The following is a 14,756-nucleotide window of genomic DNA, read 5'->3' on the forward strand; positions in this document are numbered from 1 at the left end:
GGTACCGGTATGAACGTTGTCGTGGACGCCACGGACTTCGCCGAGCTGACCCGGCGGCACCACAGGGAGCTCCAGGTGTACTGCTATCGGATGCTCGGCTCTTTCGAGGCGGCCGAGGACCATGTGCAGGAGGTGTTCCTGCGGGCGTGGCGGTCCCGGCACGCGTTCGAGGAGCGGGCCAGTGCCAGGACCTGGCTGTACCGCATCGCCACCAACGCCTGCCTGGACACCTTGCGGCGCACGTCGCCGCCGGCGCAGCCGTACCCGGACCATCTGCTCGACGAGAGCCCGGGGCCGGACGCGGTGGCGGTCGGCCGCGAGACGATGTCCCTGGCGTTCCTGGCCGCGATCAAGCTCCTGCCGGGACGTCAGCGGGCCGTGCTCATCCTGCGGGACGTGTTGTCCTGGCCGGCGAGCGAGGCGGCCGTCCTGCTCGGCACGAGCGTGGCCGCGGTCAACAGCGCCCTGCACAGGGCCCGGGGGACGTTGCGGGAACGGTGGCCGGGGGGCCGCATGGAGTGGGCGCCCGCCGGTGAACCCGACCCGGCGGAGCGTGAGCTGCTGGAGAGGTACGTCGCCGCGCACGAGAACGCCGATCCGCAGGCCCTGATCGACCTTCTCCGCGAGGACGTCCGGCTGACCATCGAGCCGGGCGTCGGCGAGTGGAACGGCAAGTCCGAGGTCGCCCAGGTGCTGCGTGAGGACATGAACACTCCCGGCCGGTGGCGCATGGTGCCGACGGCGGCGAACGGCCGGCCGGCGGTCGCCTCGTACGTCCAACGGGCCGGTGATCCCGTGTTCCGGCCCTTCGCGCTGATCGTGCTTGAGCCCGAAGCGGGTCTTCTCGCCGCGATCGACACGTTCGAGGCGCCCCGGCTGTTCCCCGCGTTCGGCCTTCCGGCGATCCTCGGGCCCTAGGGGCGTCGTGCCACCCAGAGGAACCTGGTGGCGTGGACGGTGAGGTCGTCGCGGTGGACGATCCCGGCGGGGGTGGTGTTGTCGAGGAGGGTGTCCAGGGTGGTCAGGTCCTCGGGGGACAGGTGGTCGGTGAGGCGGGCGCGCGTGCGGCGGAGGATGGTCTCGGCGTAGCGGCGGGCGGCGGCGGGGATCGGTGCGGGGATGTCGGCGGTGAGGTGCCGGCTGAGCTCGACGGTGAAGCCGGCCTGTCGCAGCAGAGGTGTCCAGTCGGCGCCGAACATGGGCATCGCGGCGGTGTTGGCGGCGGTGACGGCGGCCTGGCAGCGCTCTTCGAGGCCGGGGCGGCCGATGCCGAGGTCGTGGGGGAGGAAGCGGGGGAAGGAGTCCAGCTCCACGACCGCGAGCAGGCCGCCGGGGCGCAGCGCGGTGAACATCGCGGCCAGGACGCGGGCGGGGTCGGCCATGTGGTGGAGGGACGCCGAGGCCCAGGCCAGATCGACGGTGCCGACGGAGGGCCAGGTCGTGTCCAGGTCCGCCGCGACGGTGCGGACCCGGCCGGCCAGGCCGAGGTCGTGGGCCTTGGCCTCCAGGCGCCGCAGCATCTCGACCGAGCTGTCGAGGGCGATCGCTTCGGCGTCGGGGAAACGCTGGAGGAGGGCCAGGGTGCCGGTGCCCGTTCCGCTGCCGACATCGAGGACGCGGCGGATCGGCGTGCCGGCGGCGAGCGTGTGGACGTGGTCGATCATCTCGGTCTGGAGGGGACGCAGGACCTCGGCGTCGAGGTCCAGAATCTCGGCAAGCGCCTCGTCGGTGCCTGCGTCGGTGCCGTGCCCGTGTCCATGTCCGTGGTGGTGCCCTTGGTGGTCGTGCGTGTGCGTCATGCCTCAGACACTACGCACGGTTTGCTTGAGAGGCATACCATCTTGCGTATGAAGCAAGACGATGAGGTCGACGCACTGGTCCGCGGGCGCATCAGAGGGCTGCGCGCGGCGCTCGGCTGGTCGCTGGACGACCTCGCCGCCCGGTGCCACATGAGCCCGTCCACCCTGAGCCGCATCGAGACAGGGCACCGCCGCATCGGTCTCGACCAGCTCACCGCGATCACCCGGGCCCTCGGGGTCACGCTCGACCAGATGGTGGAGTCCACGGCCGACGAGGACGTGGTCATCAGGCCGCAGCACGACCCCGAACGCGGCCTGACCTCATGGATGCTCAGCCGCGAGGACGGGCCGCACGGCATGACGGTCGCCAGGATGCGTGTCACCAAGCCGCCGCCCCGCCGCGAGCCGGGTGTGCTGAAGGTCCACCCCGGCCACGACTGGTTCACCGTCCTGTCCGGGACCATCGTGCTCCTGCTGGGCGAACGCACCATCACGGTCGAGGCCGGCCAGGCGGCCGCCTTCTCGACCATGGTCCCCCACGCCTTCGGCGCCAAGGACGGCCCCGCGGAGATCCTGGCCATCCTCGACCACGACGGCCGCCGCATCCACCTGCTGAGCGAACGCCCCGGCCCTCGGCAGGCCGACGCGCCCCACGAGGAGGACCACTAGCGCGGTGACCGCGGAGGTGGCCCCGCTCCCGTCGGGAGCGGGGGTACTTCAGAGGCCGCGACCGGAATCGAACCGGCGTGCACCGCTTTGCAGGCGGTTCCCTCAGCCACTCGGGCACACGGCCAGGGTGCTCCGCTCAGGAATCAGAGCGGAACGGAAAGCATGAAACCCGTGCACGTCATAAAGCGTTTTCGGAAAATGCATTACGGCACGGGTGGCCCGCTTTTCTTCAAAAGCGGATCAGGGCACGGGACACGCCGCGTCACGCGGTCGGGCACCGGGAAACCGCCAGCGTGGCGGCACAGTACGGAAGGAGCGCGTCAGGCGCGACAACAGGACGGGGCGGCCGGATCGCAGGCGGGGCGGACCATCGTGGTCACTACCTTCCTGTCCATCACTCGGCTCCCGTGTTCCTCGTCCGCGGGCGCTCTGAATGCACCCGCGTTCAATTACGAATTCGACGATAGCAGCGGAAATCCGGAGGCGTCAATCGCCTTAAGGCGGGTGGAGCGCGTCAGGCCGGTTCGGGGGAATCTGTGGGACAGATCATGGATTCCGCTAAGGTGACCGGTCATGGCGCGGGTTGTGTGGCGGGTGCTGGTGCCTCGGCGGGTCTTGCGGGCCGCGCTGGCGCGGTTCGACGGGCGGTACGTGACGCGGGTGGAGCACCGGCAGGACGTCAGGGACGCGTTGTGGGAGGTCCAGGCGCTCAAGCGCGAGATCGCCGAGCTGCGGCGCGAGGTCGAGCATCTGCGGCGGCAGGCGAAGCCGCCCGCGGTCAACGGGGCGCTGACGGCCAAGGTCGAGGACGCGCACCGGCTGGCGACCGAGGCGGCGTCCGCGGTCGACCACCTGCTGCAGGCCGAGGTCCTGCTCTGGCAGGCCGTCGACGGCCTGCGGGAGGACGGCGAGGCGGGGCACGGTTCCCGGGCGACGTCGTCATGAACGCGGGGCGGACACGCGAAGGCGGCCTCCTCGCGAGCGGGCGGCGGTCATGAGGCTGGCGTGGGCCCGGGACGGCCGGGACTGGCGGTTGCGGTTGCGGCTGGACTCCGGTGAAGGGGTCGCGGGGGTCGTGACCGACGGGCAGGCCGTGGAGCTGGCGACGGACACCTGCCATGTGCGGCTGCCGGACGGCACGGGGCCCGGGGAGCCGCATCCCGATCTGCTGGCGCTGGCCGCGTGGACGGTCGCGGCGCCGTGGACACGGGGGCGGGTGCTCTTCGACCGGCCCGTATCGGACGCGCTGGCCGGGGCGCTGCACGACGGCTGGGGCGTCGACGCCGGGCCGGTGGGCGGTACGGCCCGCGCGCCGGGGGAGCGGCTGGCGATCTCGTACAGCGGCGGGGCGGACTCGGTGGCCGTGGCGGCGTTGCTGCCCGACGCGCCGCTCGTGCACTTCCAGCGGGTGCCGCACCCGCGCGTGCCCAACCGGTGGACGCACTACCGGTCCGACGTGCTGGCCAAGCTGGCCCGCGGGACCGGGCGGGACGTGACGGTCGTCCGGTCGGACCTGGAGTTCATGCTGCGCCTGCCCCGCCCCGGCTACCCCGAGCACCACGCCGTGCTGGCGGGCGCGCTGCTGACGGCCGGCGAGGCGGACCTCGGGGGCGTGGCACTCGGGTACGAGATCGGCTCGCGGTGGCTCGGCGGCGGCCGGTACGTGCACCGGTACACCCCGGACAACCCCATGTGGTCGGGCCACGGCAAATGGGGCCGGGCGTTCGCCGCCGTGGGGCTGCCGCTGGTGCTGCCGGTCGGCGGCATCAGCGAGGCGATGACCATGCGGATCGCGCTGGGGTCCGAGCTGCGTGACCAGGTACGCTGGTGCCTGCGCGGGGACGGCAGCGGCCCCTGTGGCCGTTGCGGCAAATGCCTGTACAAAGAGCTCATCCAGGCCGCCGTCGAGCGGCGCCCGCTGCGCACCGACATCACCGCCGACCGCCCGGTGGCGAAGAAGTGGCAGCAGCCCCCGCCGTACGGCGGCCAGGAGATGATCGAGTACGGTTGCGCCCACGTGCCGGGCATCGAGAAGACCCCCTTCGCCAGGGCCGCGGAGCATCTCAAGGCCACCGTCGAGTCCACCCGGTGGCTGGAGCGGTGTTACCCTCCGGCGGTCGAGGAGATCCCCGAGCCGTGGCGCAAGGGGATCGAGGCGATCATGGCGGACCGGTTCGGCTTCATGGACGCGGCCGACCGTCTCCGGGTGGAGAGCTGGGGCCTGCGGGGATGAGGGGTCGTCGATGAAGGTGTACGTGTCGGTGGACATGGAGGGCGTGACCGGCCTCACCGACCCCGAGGAGATGCACGCCGGCGGCCGCGGCTACGAGCGCGGCTGCGAGCTGATGACGGCCGACGCCAACGCGGTGATCGCGGGCGTGTACGAGGCCGGGGCGGTCGACGTGATCGTCAACGACGCGCACGGCTCCACCAAGAACCTCCGCATCGACCTGCTGGACCCCCGCGCGTCCCTCATCCGCGGCCCCGGCAAGCCGATGCGCATGGCCCAGGGCCTCACCGCCGGCTTCGACGCCGCCTGTTTCACCGGTTACCACGCCCGCGCCGGCACCCGGCACGGCGTGCTCAACCACACGTGGATGGGCAAGGAGATCCAGAACGTCTACCTCAACGGCGAGGTCTGCGGCGAGATCAGGCTGGTCGCCGGGTTCGCGGGCTTCCTCGGCGTGCCGGTGGCGCTGGTCACCGGGGACGACGCGGCGTGCGCGGAGGCCCGCGAGGTCCTCGGCGAGGTCGAGACCGTGCCGGTGAAGAAGGGCATCGACCGGTTCGCCGCCCACCTGCTGCCCCCGGCCGTCGCGCAGGCGCTCATCAGGGAGGCCGCGGGGCGTGCGCTGAACCGCCTGAGCGACTTCCGGCCGTACGTCGTGCCGCCGCCCTTCACGCTCGGGGTGGAGTGGAACTCGACGGCCATCGCGGCGGGCTGCTCCCTGATCCCCGGCACGCGCCTCGCCGGGCCCCGGCACATCGAGTTCACCACGGAGGACTTCCGGGACATCATGGCCCTGCTCGGGGTCTACGCGATGATCGCGGGCCGGGTGGCCTGCGACAGCGGCATCTACGGCTGACGCCGGTGCCGGACTCCGCGAAGAGGGCGGCCCTCACGCGCCGGTCGCTCCTTGTGGGCATCGGCGCGGCCGGCGGCGCGGGCGCCATGTACGCCGCGATGGGTGTGCTCGGGCTCGCGCCTTCCCCCGCGACCGACCCGGTGCCGCGCACCGGCGGCGCGCCGGGCCCCGCGCCGTACGTCCCGCCGGGCCGGTCGGACTTCACGCTGCGCGGCGGGCGCCCGGCCAAGGTGCTGGTGCTCGGCGCGGGGGTGGCGGGGCTGGCGTGCGCGTACGAGCTCGGCAAGGCGGGGTACGACTGCCTCGTCATCGAGGCCCGCGACCGTGTGGGCGGCCGCAGCCTCACGCTGCGCGGCGGCGACACGGTCACCGAGCTGTCCCCTGGGCAGGCAGGGACAGCGGACGGTGTGGCGGGCCGGACGGGCGCGTCACCAGGTGGGCCGGCCACGCCCTCGCCGGGACCGTCCACCGGGGAGCCGCGGCTCGTCCGCTTCGGCCCCGGCACCTACTTCAACGCCGGGCCCGCCCGCATCGCCCAGTGGATGGTCACCCTCGACTACTGCCGCGAGCTCGGCGTCCCGCTCGAGGTGTTCGTCAACAGCAACGCCAGCGCGTACGTCTTCACCTCCGGCATGACGGCCCCGGTCCGCATGCGCACCGCACGCGCGGACGCCTACGGGTACGTCTCCGAGCTGCTCGCCAAGGCCACCGACGCGGGAGCCCTGGACGCCCGGCTGACCCCGGCCGACCAGGAGCTCCTGCTGGACTTCTTATCCGACTTCGGGGAGATCGGCCCCGCCCTCACCTACACCGGCGGCGACCGCCGCGGCTACCGCGTGGACCCCGGCCTCAAGGCCGGGACCGAGCTCGGCCGCCCGCCGGAGCTGGCCGAGGTCCTGAGCCGGGGCCTCGGCCGCATGCTGACCATGGACGCGGGCTACGAGCAGGCCATGCCGATGTTCCAGCCCGTGGGCGGCATGGACGCCATCGTGCGCGCCCTGGCGGACCGGGTGGGGGCGGCCCGCATCCGCACCGGCACCCGGGTCACCCGGATCACCGACCGTGCGGGCGGCGTGGAGGTCGAGATCGACGGCGGCGCCCCCCTCACCGCCGACTACTGCGTGGCCGCGCTGCCCCCGCACGTGATGGCCCGCGTGCCCGCGAACCTCGGCGCGGACGTGCGGTCCGCCCTCGCCACCCCGATCCCCATGGCGGCGGGCAAGCTCGGACTGGAGTACGGCCGCCGCTGGTGGGAGCTGGAGGACCGCGTGTATGGCGGCGCCACCGAGACCGACCTGGACATCGGCCACATCTGGTACCCCTCGCACGACTACCACACCGAGCGCGGCCTGATCGTGGGCTACTACAACACCGGCCCGCACGCGGAGGCGTACGACGCGATGCCGCACCGCGAGCGGGTGCGCCGTGCCCTCACGCACGGTGCGCGCGTGCACGGCGCCCGCTACCGCAAGGACCTGCTGGGCGCCGTGTCGATCGCCTGGCGCAGGCAGCCGCACATCGAGGGCGCGTGGGTGCGGTGGCCGTCCACGAGCGGCCAGTCCCTGCTCCAGCGCCCGGCCGGGCGGGTGTACTTCGCGGGCGACTGGCTGACGCATCTCATCGCCTGGCAGGCCGGCGCGCTGGAGTCGGCCCGTAAGGTGGTGACCGATCTGCACCACCGTGTACTGAAGGAGGGATGACCCATGGGCCTCGGCACGCTCGACTGGGTTCCCGCCCTGGACCGTCGCGACCTGCTCGCCGATCCGGTGGCCCGGGCGGTGGAAGGCGTGGCGGACGCGGTCGCGGTGGCCCCCATCGACCCGGCGCTGGCCGACACGGCGGCGTTCTGCGAGCGGTACGGCGTGGCGCTCGACGAGTCCGCCAACTGCGTGATCGTCACGGCCAAGCGGGGCGGCGAGACGCGGTACGCCGCCGTCATGGTGCTCGCCACGATGCGCGCCGACGTCAACGGCGTTATCCGCCGCCACCTGGACGCCAGGAAGACCTCGTTCGCCGCGCAGGAGGACGCGGTGGCGCGGTCCGGCATGGAGTACGGCGGCATCACCCCGCTCGGCCTGCCCGACGACTGGCCGGTGCTGGTGGACACGGAGGTGGCCCGGCGTCCCGAGGTGGTCATCGGCAGCGGTGTCAGGGGCTCCAAGCTCGCCCTGGCCGGGGACGTCCTGGCCCGGCTGAAGACGGCCGAGGTGTTGTCGCTGGCGCGGTGACCGGCGAGGTGATGATGTTCACGACGCCCCGTGGGCCTCGTGAACCTCACCAAGAAGAAAATCTTGGGCCGCTTGGGAAACCGCTGGGGCCGGTTCGTCCGTTGTACAACCGGGAATGTGACCACTTGGTTCATCTCATGGGCGGGGTTTAAGCCGGTATGGTGCTACGTGCCGTCAAGGACTGTGGGCGTGAGCCCGCTGGGCGCTCTCTCGGCCGCGCCGGGCCGATGGGGGAGACCGGTGGCCGGTGGGCGGCCGGCCGTCGGACGGAGGGCGACGGGGGGCGCCTGGTTCGAGGGCACAAGGTGACGGGTCCCGTCACCCGGCGGGACGGGAATTCCCGGACGGCCATTGCGCACAGTAAGCCGAATGTCACAATTGGAGCAAGGCGCTTCCTTCCGGATACCGGTTCCGGGGCACCGCCGGAGATCAGATGAATCAGGACGACCGTTTGGGCCCCTACCGGCTGCTCCGGCGGCTCGGTGCGGGCGGCATGGGCGTGGTGCACCTCGCCCTGGACTCCCACGGCAGGCAGGTCGCGGTCAAGGTGCTGCGCGCCGAGGTCGCGGGGGACGACGTCGCGCGCAGAAGGCTCGCCCGTGAGGTCGAGACGATGCGGCGGGTGCGCAACAAGTACATCGCCGAGGTTCTGGACGCCGACGTCACCGGCAGCCGCCCCTACATCGTCACCCGGTACGTCCCCGGCATGCCGCTGGACGAGGCGGTCAAGCAGGAGGGGCCGCTGGACGTCGCGGCGCTGCTGCGGGTGGCGCACGGCGTCGCGGACGCGCTGGCGTCGGTGCACGCGGCCGGGGTGATCCACCGTGACCTCAAGCCGGGCAACGTCCTGCTGCTGGACGGCGACCCCGTGCTGATCGACTTCGGCATCGCCCAGGCGGTGGACGCCACGCGGCTCACCCAGACCGGCATGTTCATCGGCACGCCCGGCTACCTCGCCCCCGAGATCATCGAGGGCCACGAGGCGGGGCCCGAGGTGGACGTGCACGCCTGGGCCGGCACCATGCTGTTCGCCGCGACCGGCCTGCCGCCGTTCGGCAAGGGCACGCTGGAGATGGTGTTCTACAACATCACCGCGGGCAAGGCGAACATCGACGCCGCCCCGGCGATCCTCCAGCCGCTGCTGCGCGGCGCCTTCCAGCGTGACCCCGCCAAGCGTCCCAGCGCGGCGGAGCTGGCGGCGCAGCTCTCCCGGCTCGCGCCTCCCACGGGGACGGGCCGCTCGCGTACTCCCGACGAGATACGCACCATGCCGGATATGTCGGGCCTGGTGCCCGAGTCCACCAACCCGGCCCGCCAGCCTCCGCCCACCGGCCCGTCCCGCGGCCCCCAGCAGGGGCCGGCGGGCCCCGCCGCGGGGGCCGACGAGTACGTGTCGCTGCTCAGTGAGGCGCCGCAGGCTCCAGGGGACCCGTGGCCCACCGTCCGGGTGACCGGCGAGGAGTTGCGCCAGGCGGGACTGCCCACGCCGGAGGCGCCCGCGGCGTACCCCGGGCAGGAGGGGCGCACGCCGGAGGGCGACGTGCCCACCCGGTTCGCGCCGCCCGTCACCGGGTCGTACTGGCAGGCCGCCCAGCAGCCCCCGGCACCCGACCAGGGCGAGGTGCCGACCCGGCGGGTGCGGCCCGAGGAGCTCGGCACACTCGACCGGGACGCCCAGCGCGCGGGTCAGCAGGGGCAGCCGGGCCTGGCCGGGCCGCCCGGCCAGAACCCCCACTCCGGTCACAACGTGCACCCCGGCCAGTACGGCCGTCCCGGGCAGCCGGGGCAGCCGGGGCAGCCGGGGCAGCCGGGGCAGAACGCGCATCCCCTGCCGCAGCAGCACGGCGGGCTGAGCCGGCACGGGCAGCCGGCGCAGCAGGGACACGCGCAGCAGGGACCGCACGGGCAGCACGGCCAGGGCGCCGCGCCGTACGTCCCGGGCGGCCCGGCGCAGGCGCACCCGGGCTCCTACCACCAGGCGCTGTTCGAGCAGCCGTCCGAGGTCTACGAGCGCACCCCGCACGTACGCCAGCCCACCGGCCCGTCCCCCCAGAACCAGGGCTACGTGCCCACCGTCCACCTGCCGCCGGAGCAGACCCCCGGCTTCGCCGGCCGGGAGCAGGCCCGCGCCGGCCTGCCCGAGACCTCGGCCCTGTACGGCGTGGCGTCCATCCTGGCGCTGGTCGTCGTGGTCGGCGCGGCGGTCGTGGTGCCGGTGCTGGCCGCGCTGGTGGTCCTGCCCGCCGCCGTGCTGCTGCGCGGCGCGGACATCGCCCACCAGTCCGACGGGCGTTCCGGCCTGCTGCGCGGCTTCGCCCCGGTCCCGCTGGTCAAGTCGATCGGCGTCACGATCGCGCTGGTGCCGTACGCCCTCATCCTCGGCGTGCCCGTCACGCTGGTGCTGGCCTTCCTGGTGCGCCACGTGCCGGTGGGCACCTGCCTGAGCTGGGGCGTCGCCGTCTCGTTGTGGATCGTCTGCGCGGGACCCGGCGTCGAGGGCCCGGGCCGCCAGATGCGCAGGTCCCTGGCCGCGGCGTTCCCCGAGAAGGGCGCCGCCATCGGGCTAGTCTCGATCACCGGGTTGCTCGCCGCCGCCGTCGCCGCGTACGCGGTGATCACCCTGGTCTCACCGGCGGGCGACGCGATCTGGACCCCGGTGGACATCGACCACTGGCTGCAAGAGCTGCAGAGCCTTCGGAGGAAGGCCGGATGACGGGGGAACGCGTGCCGGACACGATGGAACGACTCGGCCCCTATCGCCTGCTTCGCCGCCTCGGCGAGGGAGGCATGGGCGTGGTCCACCTGGGGCTCGACGAGGAGGGCAGGCAGGTCGCCGTCAAGGTCCTCCATCCGCACGTGGCCGCCGACCTCAAGGCGCGCGACCGGCTGACCCGCGAGGTCGAGACCATGCGCAGGGTGCGCAGCCCCCGGGTCGCCGAGGTGCTTGACGCCCGCCTCACCGGTCGCCAGCCGTACATCGTGACGCGCTTCGCCCCGGGCCGCACGCTGGAGGAGATCGTCCTGACGGACGGCCCGCTCGGGCCGCACGAGGTCGTCCGGCTGGCCCGCGGGTTGTCGGAGGCGCTGATCGCCATCCACAACGCCGACGTCATCCACCGCGACCTCAAGCCGGCCAACGTCATGGTGGTCAACGGCGATCCGCTGGTCATCGACTTCGGCATCGCGCACCTGGTCAACGCGACCCGGCTCACCCAGACCGGCATGTTCGTCGGCACCCCCGGCTACCTCGCGCCCGAGATCATCAGGGACGAGGAGATCACCCAGGCGGCGGACGTGCACGCGCTGGCCGCCACGGTGTTCTTCGGCGCGACCGGCCGCCCGCCGTTCGGCACCGGGTCGTTCGAGTCGGTCTGCTACAACATCATGGAGGGCCGGGCCGACATCGACCGGGCGCCCGCCTGGCTGCGCCAGTGGCTGCGCTCCGCCCTCGCGGTGAACGCCTCCGCGCGCCCGGACGCGCACGGGTTGCTGGCCCGCTCGCGGGCGCTGGACCCGAGCGTCACGGCCTTCCAGGAGTCCCCGCCCCGCACCGACCACCCGGGCCACACCCGCAGGCTCGACCCCGGTGCACCACCGGACGGCACCCGCAGGCTGGACCCCGCCCCGGACGCCCCACGCGGGCGCGGCACCCCGCCGGACGGCACCCGTGTGCTGGACGGCGCGGCGTCCCCCGACGGCGCCGGCGACGACCCGCCGCCCACCAAGCGCACCCGGCCGGTGTACGAGGACAGCTACTCCGACCTGCTGCCCCCCGTGCAGTACGCCGAGCCCGAGCGGCCCCGGCGTCCCCGCCCCGAGGGCAAGCCCGCCGCGGGGCGCATCCCGGACGCTCCACCGCCCGCCCCTGCCTACCCCCCGGCGCCCTACGGCCCGCCTCCCGGGTACGGCGCGCCCGCGCCGTACCCGGACCAGAGGGTGGCCGGGTACCCGCCGCCCCCGCCGTCCGGCCGGCCCGCGGCGGTCGCGCCGCCGAACCAGCCGCGTCCGCACGTGCCGCCGCAACCGGAGCCACGCGAGCAGCGGCCGCCGTACCGCACCGGGCACCCGCTGCTCGCCGCGCTGCTGCTCGTCATCGCGGTCGCCGGGGCGCGCATGCTGCCCGTGCTGGTCGCCAGCCTGATGGTGGTCGTGGCGATGTGCCTGCGGGTCGGCGAGTACCTGTGGGCGGACCTCGCGCAGCGGCGCTCGATCAGGGGCAGCAGCCCGAGCGACCCCCTGCTCGCCGTGCTCGGCACTCCCTGGGCGCTGGTCAAGTCGGTGTTCGCCACACTGTTCGCGACACTGGTGGCCCTGATGTTCGGGGTGCTCGTCTGGGGCGCGCTGTACTACCTGGCGGGTTTCCGTGGGACGGCGTCCGGTGGGGACTCCGCCGCCGCGTGGGCCGCCGCGGCGTTCGTCGCGGGCCTGTTCCTGCTGCCCGGTGGCGGCAAGCCGCGCAACGCGGTGGCGCGCACCCTCACCGCGGTGATCCGCAGCCCGGGGGCGGGCATGATCGTGACGATCGTCGTGGGCACGGTGGCGTTCCTCGCGGTGGCGACCGCCCTGAACACCATCCCGTCGTGGGTGCCGTGGCGCCCGCCGTCGGACGCCATCACCGCGCTCGGGCAGTCGGCCAGGGAAAGCGCCATGGGAGTGATCGGCGGCCTGCTCCAGGATCTGCTCGGCCGCAACGGTTTCGGGTTCTTCCCCTTCGGGAGGTAAAGGCGCGCGTGGCCGCCGGTTTCCCCGCACGTGACCGTGGAAAGGTGAGGGGACGGAAGGAGTCGCATGGGCGTGCCTACGGCGGACCGTCTCGGGCCCTACCGGCTGCTCTCCCGGCTCGGGGCGGGCGGCTTCGGCGAGGTGCACCTCGCGCTGGACCCCGAGGGCCACACCGTCGCGGTCAAGGTGCTGCATCCGCACGTCGCGGCGGACCAGACGGCGCTGGCGCGGCTGGCCCGTGAGGTCGAGACCATGCGGCGGGTGCGCGGGCCGCACATCGCCGAGGTCCTGGACGCCTCGCTGGAGGGCACCCGGCCGTACATCGTGACCCGGTACGTCCAGGGGCGTTCGCTGGCGGCGCTGCTCGCGGGCGGTGAGCCGCTGCGGGGGGACGATCTCGTGCGGCTGGCCCGGGGGCTGGCCGAGGCGCTGGCGGCGATCCACGGCGCGGGGGTGGTGCACCGCGACCTCAAGCCCGCGAACGTCATCATGGCGGACGGCGAGCCGCACGTCATCGACTTCGGCATCGCGTACGCCCTGGACTCGGCGTCGGTGACCGCGTCGGGGGCGGTGCTCGGCACGCCTGGGTACCTGGCGCCCGAGGTGCTGGAGGGCGGGACGGTCGGGCCGGAGGCCGATGTGTTCTCCTTCGGCGCCACCCTCGCGTACGCGGCCTCGGGACGGCAGCCGTACGGCACCGGCCCGGCGTCCGCGGTGGCCTACCGCGTGGTGCACCACCCGCCGGACCTGGACGAGGTGCCCGCCTGGCTGGCGCCGCTGCTGCGGGAGTGTTTGCAGCACTCCCCGGCGGCCCGGCCGGCGGCGCCGGTGCTCTGTGAGCGGCTCGGGGCGGTCACGCCGCCGCCGCAGCCGCCGGTGGCGCGGCGGCGCCTCGCGGGCGGGGACGAGCCGCCGACCATGGAGTGGCGGCCGGACCGGCCGAAGGACGAACGTGCCGCGCTCGATGAGGCGCGGGCCCGGCACCGCGAGAAGATACGCCGGCGCTGGGTGGTGTCCACCGGCGTGGTGACGGGGCTCGCGGCGGCCGCGGCCGAGGGGTACGTGCCGGAGTTGTCGCTGCTGCTGCTGGCGGCCTACGGCGTCGGGGTGCTGACCGACGCGGGGTTCGGCCTGGCGGCCCGGGCGCGGGCACGGATCGTGTTCGACCTGGTCAGCGGGGCGGGTACCGTCGGTCTGTACGCCCTTTTGACCGCGCTGTTCAGCCCGTTCACATTGGTGCTGGCGCTGGGGACGGTGCTGGTCGTGCTGGTGATGGTCGCGTTCGCGGGGTGAGGCGCGGCGGTCTGGAATAATGTTCGGTAGGGTGGGGGTGGCGGCCCCGATCGCCCGGCGGGCCCGCCGGATCCGTAAGCTACCGTCGAGTAACATATGGCAGGACGCGCGCGTACCCCACGCGCGTGTGCGACGAAGCGGCGCCCCGGCGCCTGGGACACAGGAGGTCGGCCACCGGCCATGAACATCGTCGTCTGCGTGAAGCAGGTCCCCGACACGGCGACCGAGCGCAAGCTGAGGTCCGATGACAACACGCTCGACCGTGACGCCGCGGACGGCGTCATCAACGAATTGTGCGAATACGCCGTGGAGGAAGCCCTCAAGGTCAAGGAGGCCCACGGCGGCGAGGTGACCGTGCTCACCATGGGCCCGGCCAAGGCCACCGACACGATCCGCAAGGCCCTCGCCATGGGCGCGGACAAGGCCGTCCACCTGGTGGACGACGCGCTGCACGGCTCCGACGCCCTGTCCACGTCCTACGCGATCGCCGAGACGCTGAAGCGCATCGGCTTCGACCTGGTCATCCTCGGCTCCGAGTCCACCGACGCGCGCATGGGCGTTCTCGCGGCCATGCTCGCGGAGCGGCTCGGCGTGGCGCAGCTCACCTTCGCCTCCAAGGTGGAGATCGACGGTTCGTCCGTCACGGTCCACCGGGTCACCGACTACGGCTACGACCGGGTCGAGGGCACGCTGCCCGCCGTCGTGTCCGTGGTGGAGAAGATCAACGAGCCGCGTTACCCGTCGTTCAAGGGCATCATGGCCGCCAAGAAGAAGCCGGTCGAGACCGTCGGCGCCGACGGCCTGGACGCCGGCCGGCTCGGCCTGGCCGGTGCCGCCAGCGAGGTCGCCGAGTTCGCCGTGGCGCCGCCGCGGGCCGCGGGCACGATCGTCAAGGACGAGGGCGACGGCGGGGCCAAGACCGCCGACTTCCTCGCGTCGAAGAAGTTCATCTGAGGAGT

12 protein-coding genes and 1 tRNA gene are annotated in these 14,756 nt (G+C 73.5%); 11 read left to right on the forward strand and 2 right to left on the reverse strand.

What is annotated here, in order from left to right; translation table 11 throughout:
* The first annotated feature begins 21 nt into the window (after positions 1–21).
* Entirely contained in the window at positions 22–918 is an 897-nt protein-coding gene (locus tag ABGB17_RS05705; RefSeq protein WP_347626728.1) for a sigma-70 family RNA polymerase sigma factor, read from the forward strand.
* On the opposite strand, the gene ABGB17_RS05710 is transcribed toward ABGB17_RS05705, so the two are convergent.
* Positions 915–1,799, reverse strand: a complete 885-nt coding sequence (locus ABGB17_RS05710; protein ID WP_347626729.1) for a class I SAM-dependent methyltransferase — start codon at positions 1,797–1,799, stop codon at positions 915–917. The two genes, ABGB17_RS05705 and ABGB17_RS05710, sit on opposite strands and share 4 nt — an antisense overlap.
* A gap of 48 nt (positions 1,800–1,847) precedes the next feature.
* Here ABGB17_RS05710 and ABGB17_RS05715 point away from each other — a divergent pair, with 48 nt between their 5' ends.
* Entirely contained in the window at positions 1,848–2,468 is a 621-nt protein-coding gene (locus ABGB17_RS05715) for an XRE family transcriptional regulator (protein WP_347626730.1), read from the forward strand.
* 52 nt (positions 2,469–2,520) lie between these two features.
* Here the strand turns inward: ABGB17_RS05715 and ABGB17_RS05720 are convergent.
* A tRNA-Cys gene (locus ABGB17_RS05720) sits at positions 2,521–2,592 on the reverse strand.
* Between the two features lie 449 nt (positions 2,593–3,041).
* Between ABGB17_RS05720 and ABGB17_RS05725 the strand changes: the two genes are divergently transcribed.
* From ABGB17_RS05725 to ABGB17_RS05765, 9 genes are all read left to right on the forward strand, one after another.
* Entirely contained in the window at positions 3,042–3,413 is a 372-nt protein-coding gene (locus ABGB17_RS05725; protein ID WP_347626731.1) for a hypothetical protein, read from the forward strand.
* Positions 3,414–3,462: 49 nt separating this feature from the next.
* Positions 3,463–4,701 carry a DUF6395 domain-containing protein gene (locus ABGB17_RS05730; protein ID WP_347626732.1) on the forward strand — a complete coding sequence of 413 codons (1,239 nt, stop codon included), beginning with the start codon at positions 3,463–3,465 and terminating at the stop codon, positions 4,699–4,701.
* A 10-nt stretch (positions 4,702–4,711) separates the two neighbouring features.
* A complete protein-coding gene (locus tag ABGB17_RS05735; RefSeq protein ID WP_347626733.1) occupies positions 4,712–5,554 on the forward strand; it encodes a M55 family metallopeptidase in 843 nt (280 codons plus the stop codon).
* Between the two features lie 5 nt (positions 5,555–5,559).
* Complete coding sequence (locus tag ABGB17_RS05740) at positions 5,560–7,254, forward strand: FAD-dependent oxidoreductase (RefSeq protein ID WP_347626734.1); 1,695 nt, start codon at positions 5,560–5,562, stop codon at positions 7,252–7,254.
* Between the two features lie 3 nt (positions 7,255–7,257).
* Positions 7,258–7,782 (forward strand): YbaK/EbsC family protein, encoded by a 525-nt coding sequence (locus tag ABGB17_RS05745; RefSeq protein ID WP_347626735.1) that lies wholly within the window; start codon positions 7,258–7,260, stop codon positions 7,780–7,782.
* Positions 7,783–8,215: 433 nt separating this feature from the next.
* Complete coding sequence (locus ABGB17_RS05750) at positions 8,216–10,495, forward strand: protein kinase (protein WP_347626736.1); 2,280 nt, start codon at positions 8,216–8,218, stop codon at positions 10,493–10,495.
* A complete protein-coding gene (locus ABGB17_RS05755) occupies positions 10,492–12,504 on the forward strand; it encodes a protein kinase (RefSeq protein ID WP_347626737.1) in 2,013 nt (670 codons plus the stop codon). Before ABGB17_RS05750 ends, ABGB17_RS05755 begins: the two co-directional genes overlap by 4 nt.
* A 66-nt stretch (positions 12,505–12,570) precedes the next feature.
* Positions 12,571–13,797, forward strand: a complete 1,227-nt coding sequence (locus ABGB17_RS05760; protein WP_347626738.1) for a protein kinase — start codon at positions 12,571–12,573, stop codon at positions 13,795–13,797.
* A gap of 180 nt (positions 13,798–13,977) precedes the next feature.
* Positions 13,978–14,751 (forward strand): electron transfer flavoprotein subunit beta/FixA family protein, encoded by a 774-nt coding sequence (locus tag ABGB17_RS05765; RefSeq protein ID WP_347626739.1) that lies wholly within the window; start codon positions 13,978–13,980, stop codon positions 14,749–14,751.
* Positions 14,752–14,756: the final 5 nt, after the last annotated feature.

The sequence above is a fragment of the Sphaerisporangium sp. B11E5 genome, from assembly GCF_039871875.1.
Taxonomy (GTDB): Bacteria; Actinomycetota; Actinomycetes; order Streptosporangiales; family Streptosporangiaceae; genus Sphaerisporangium.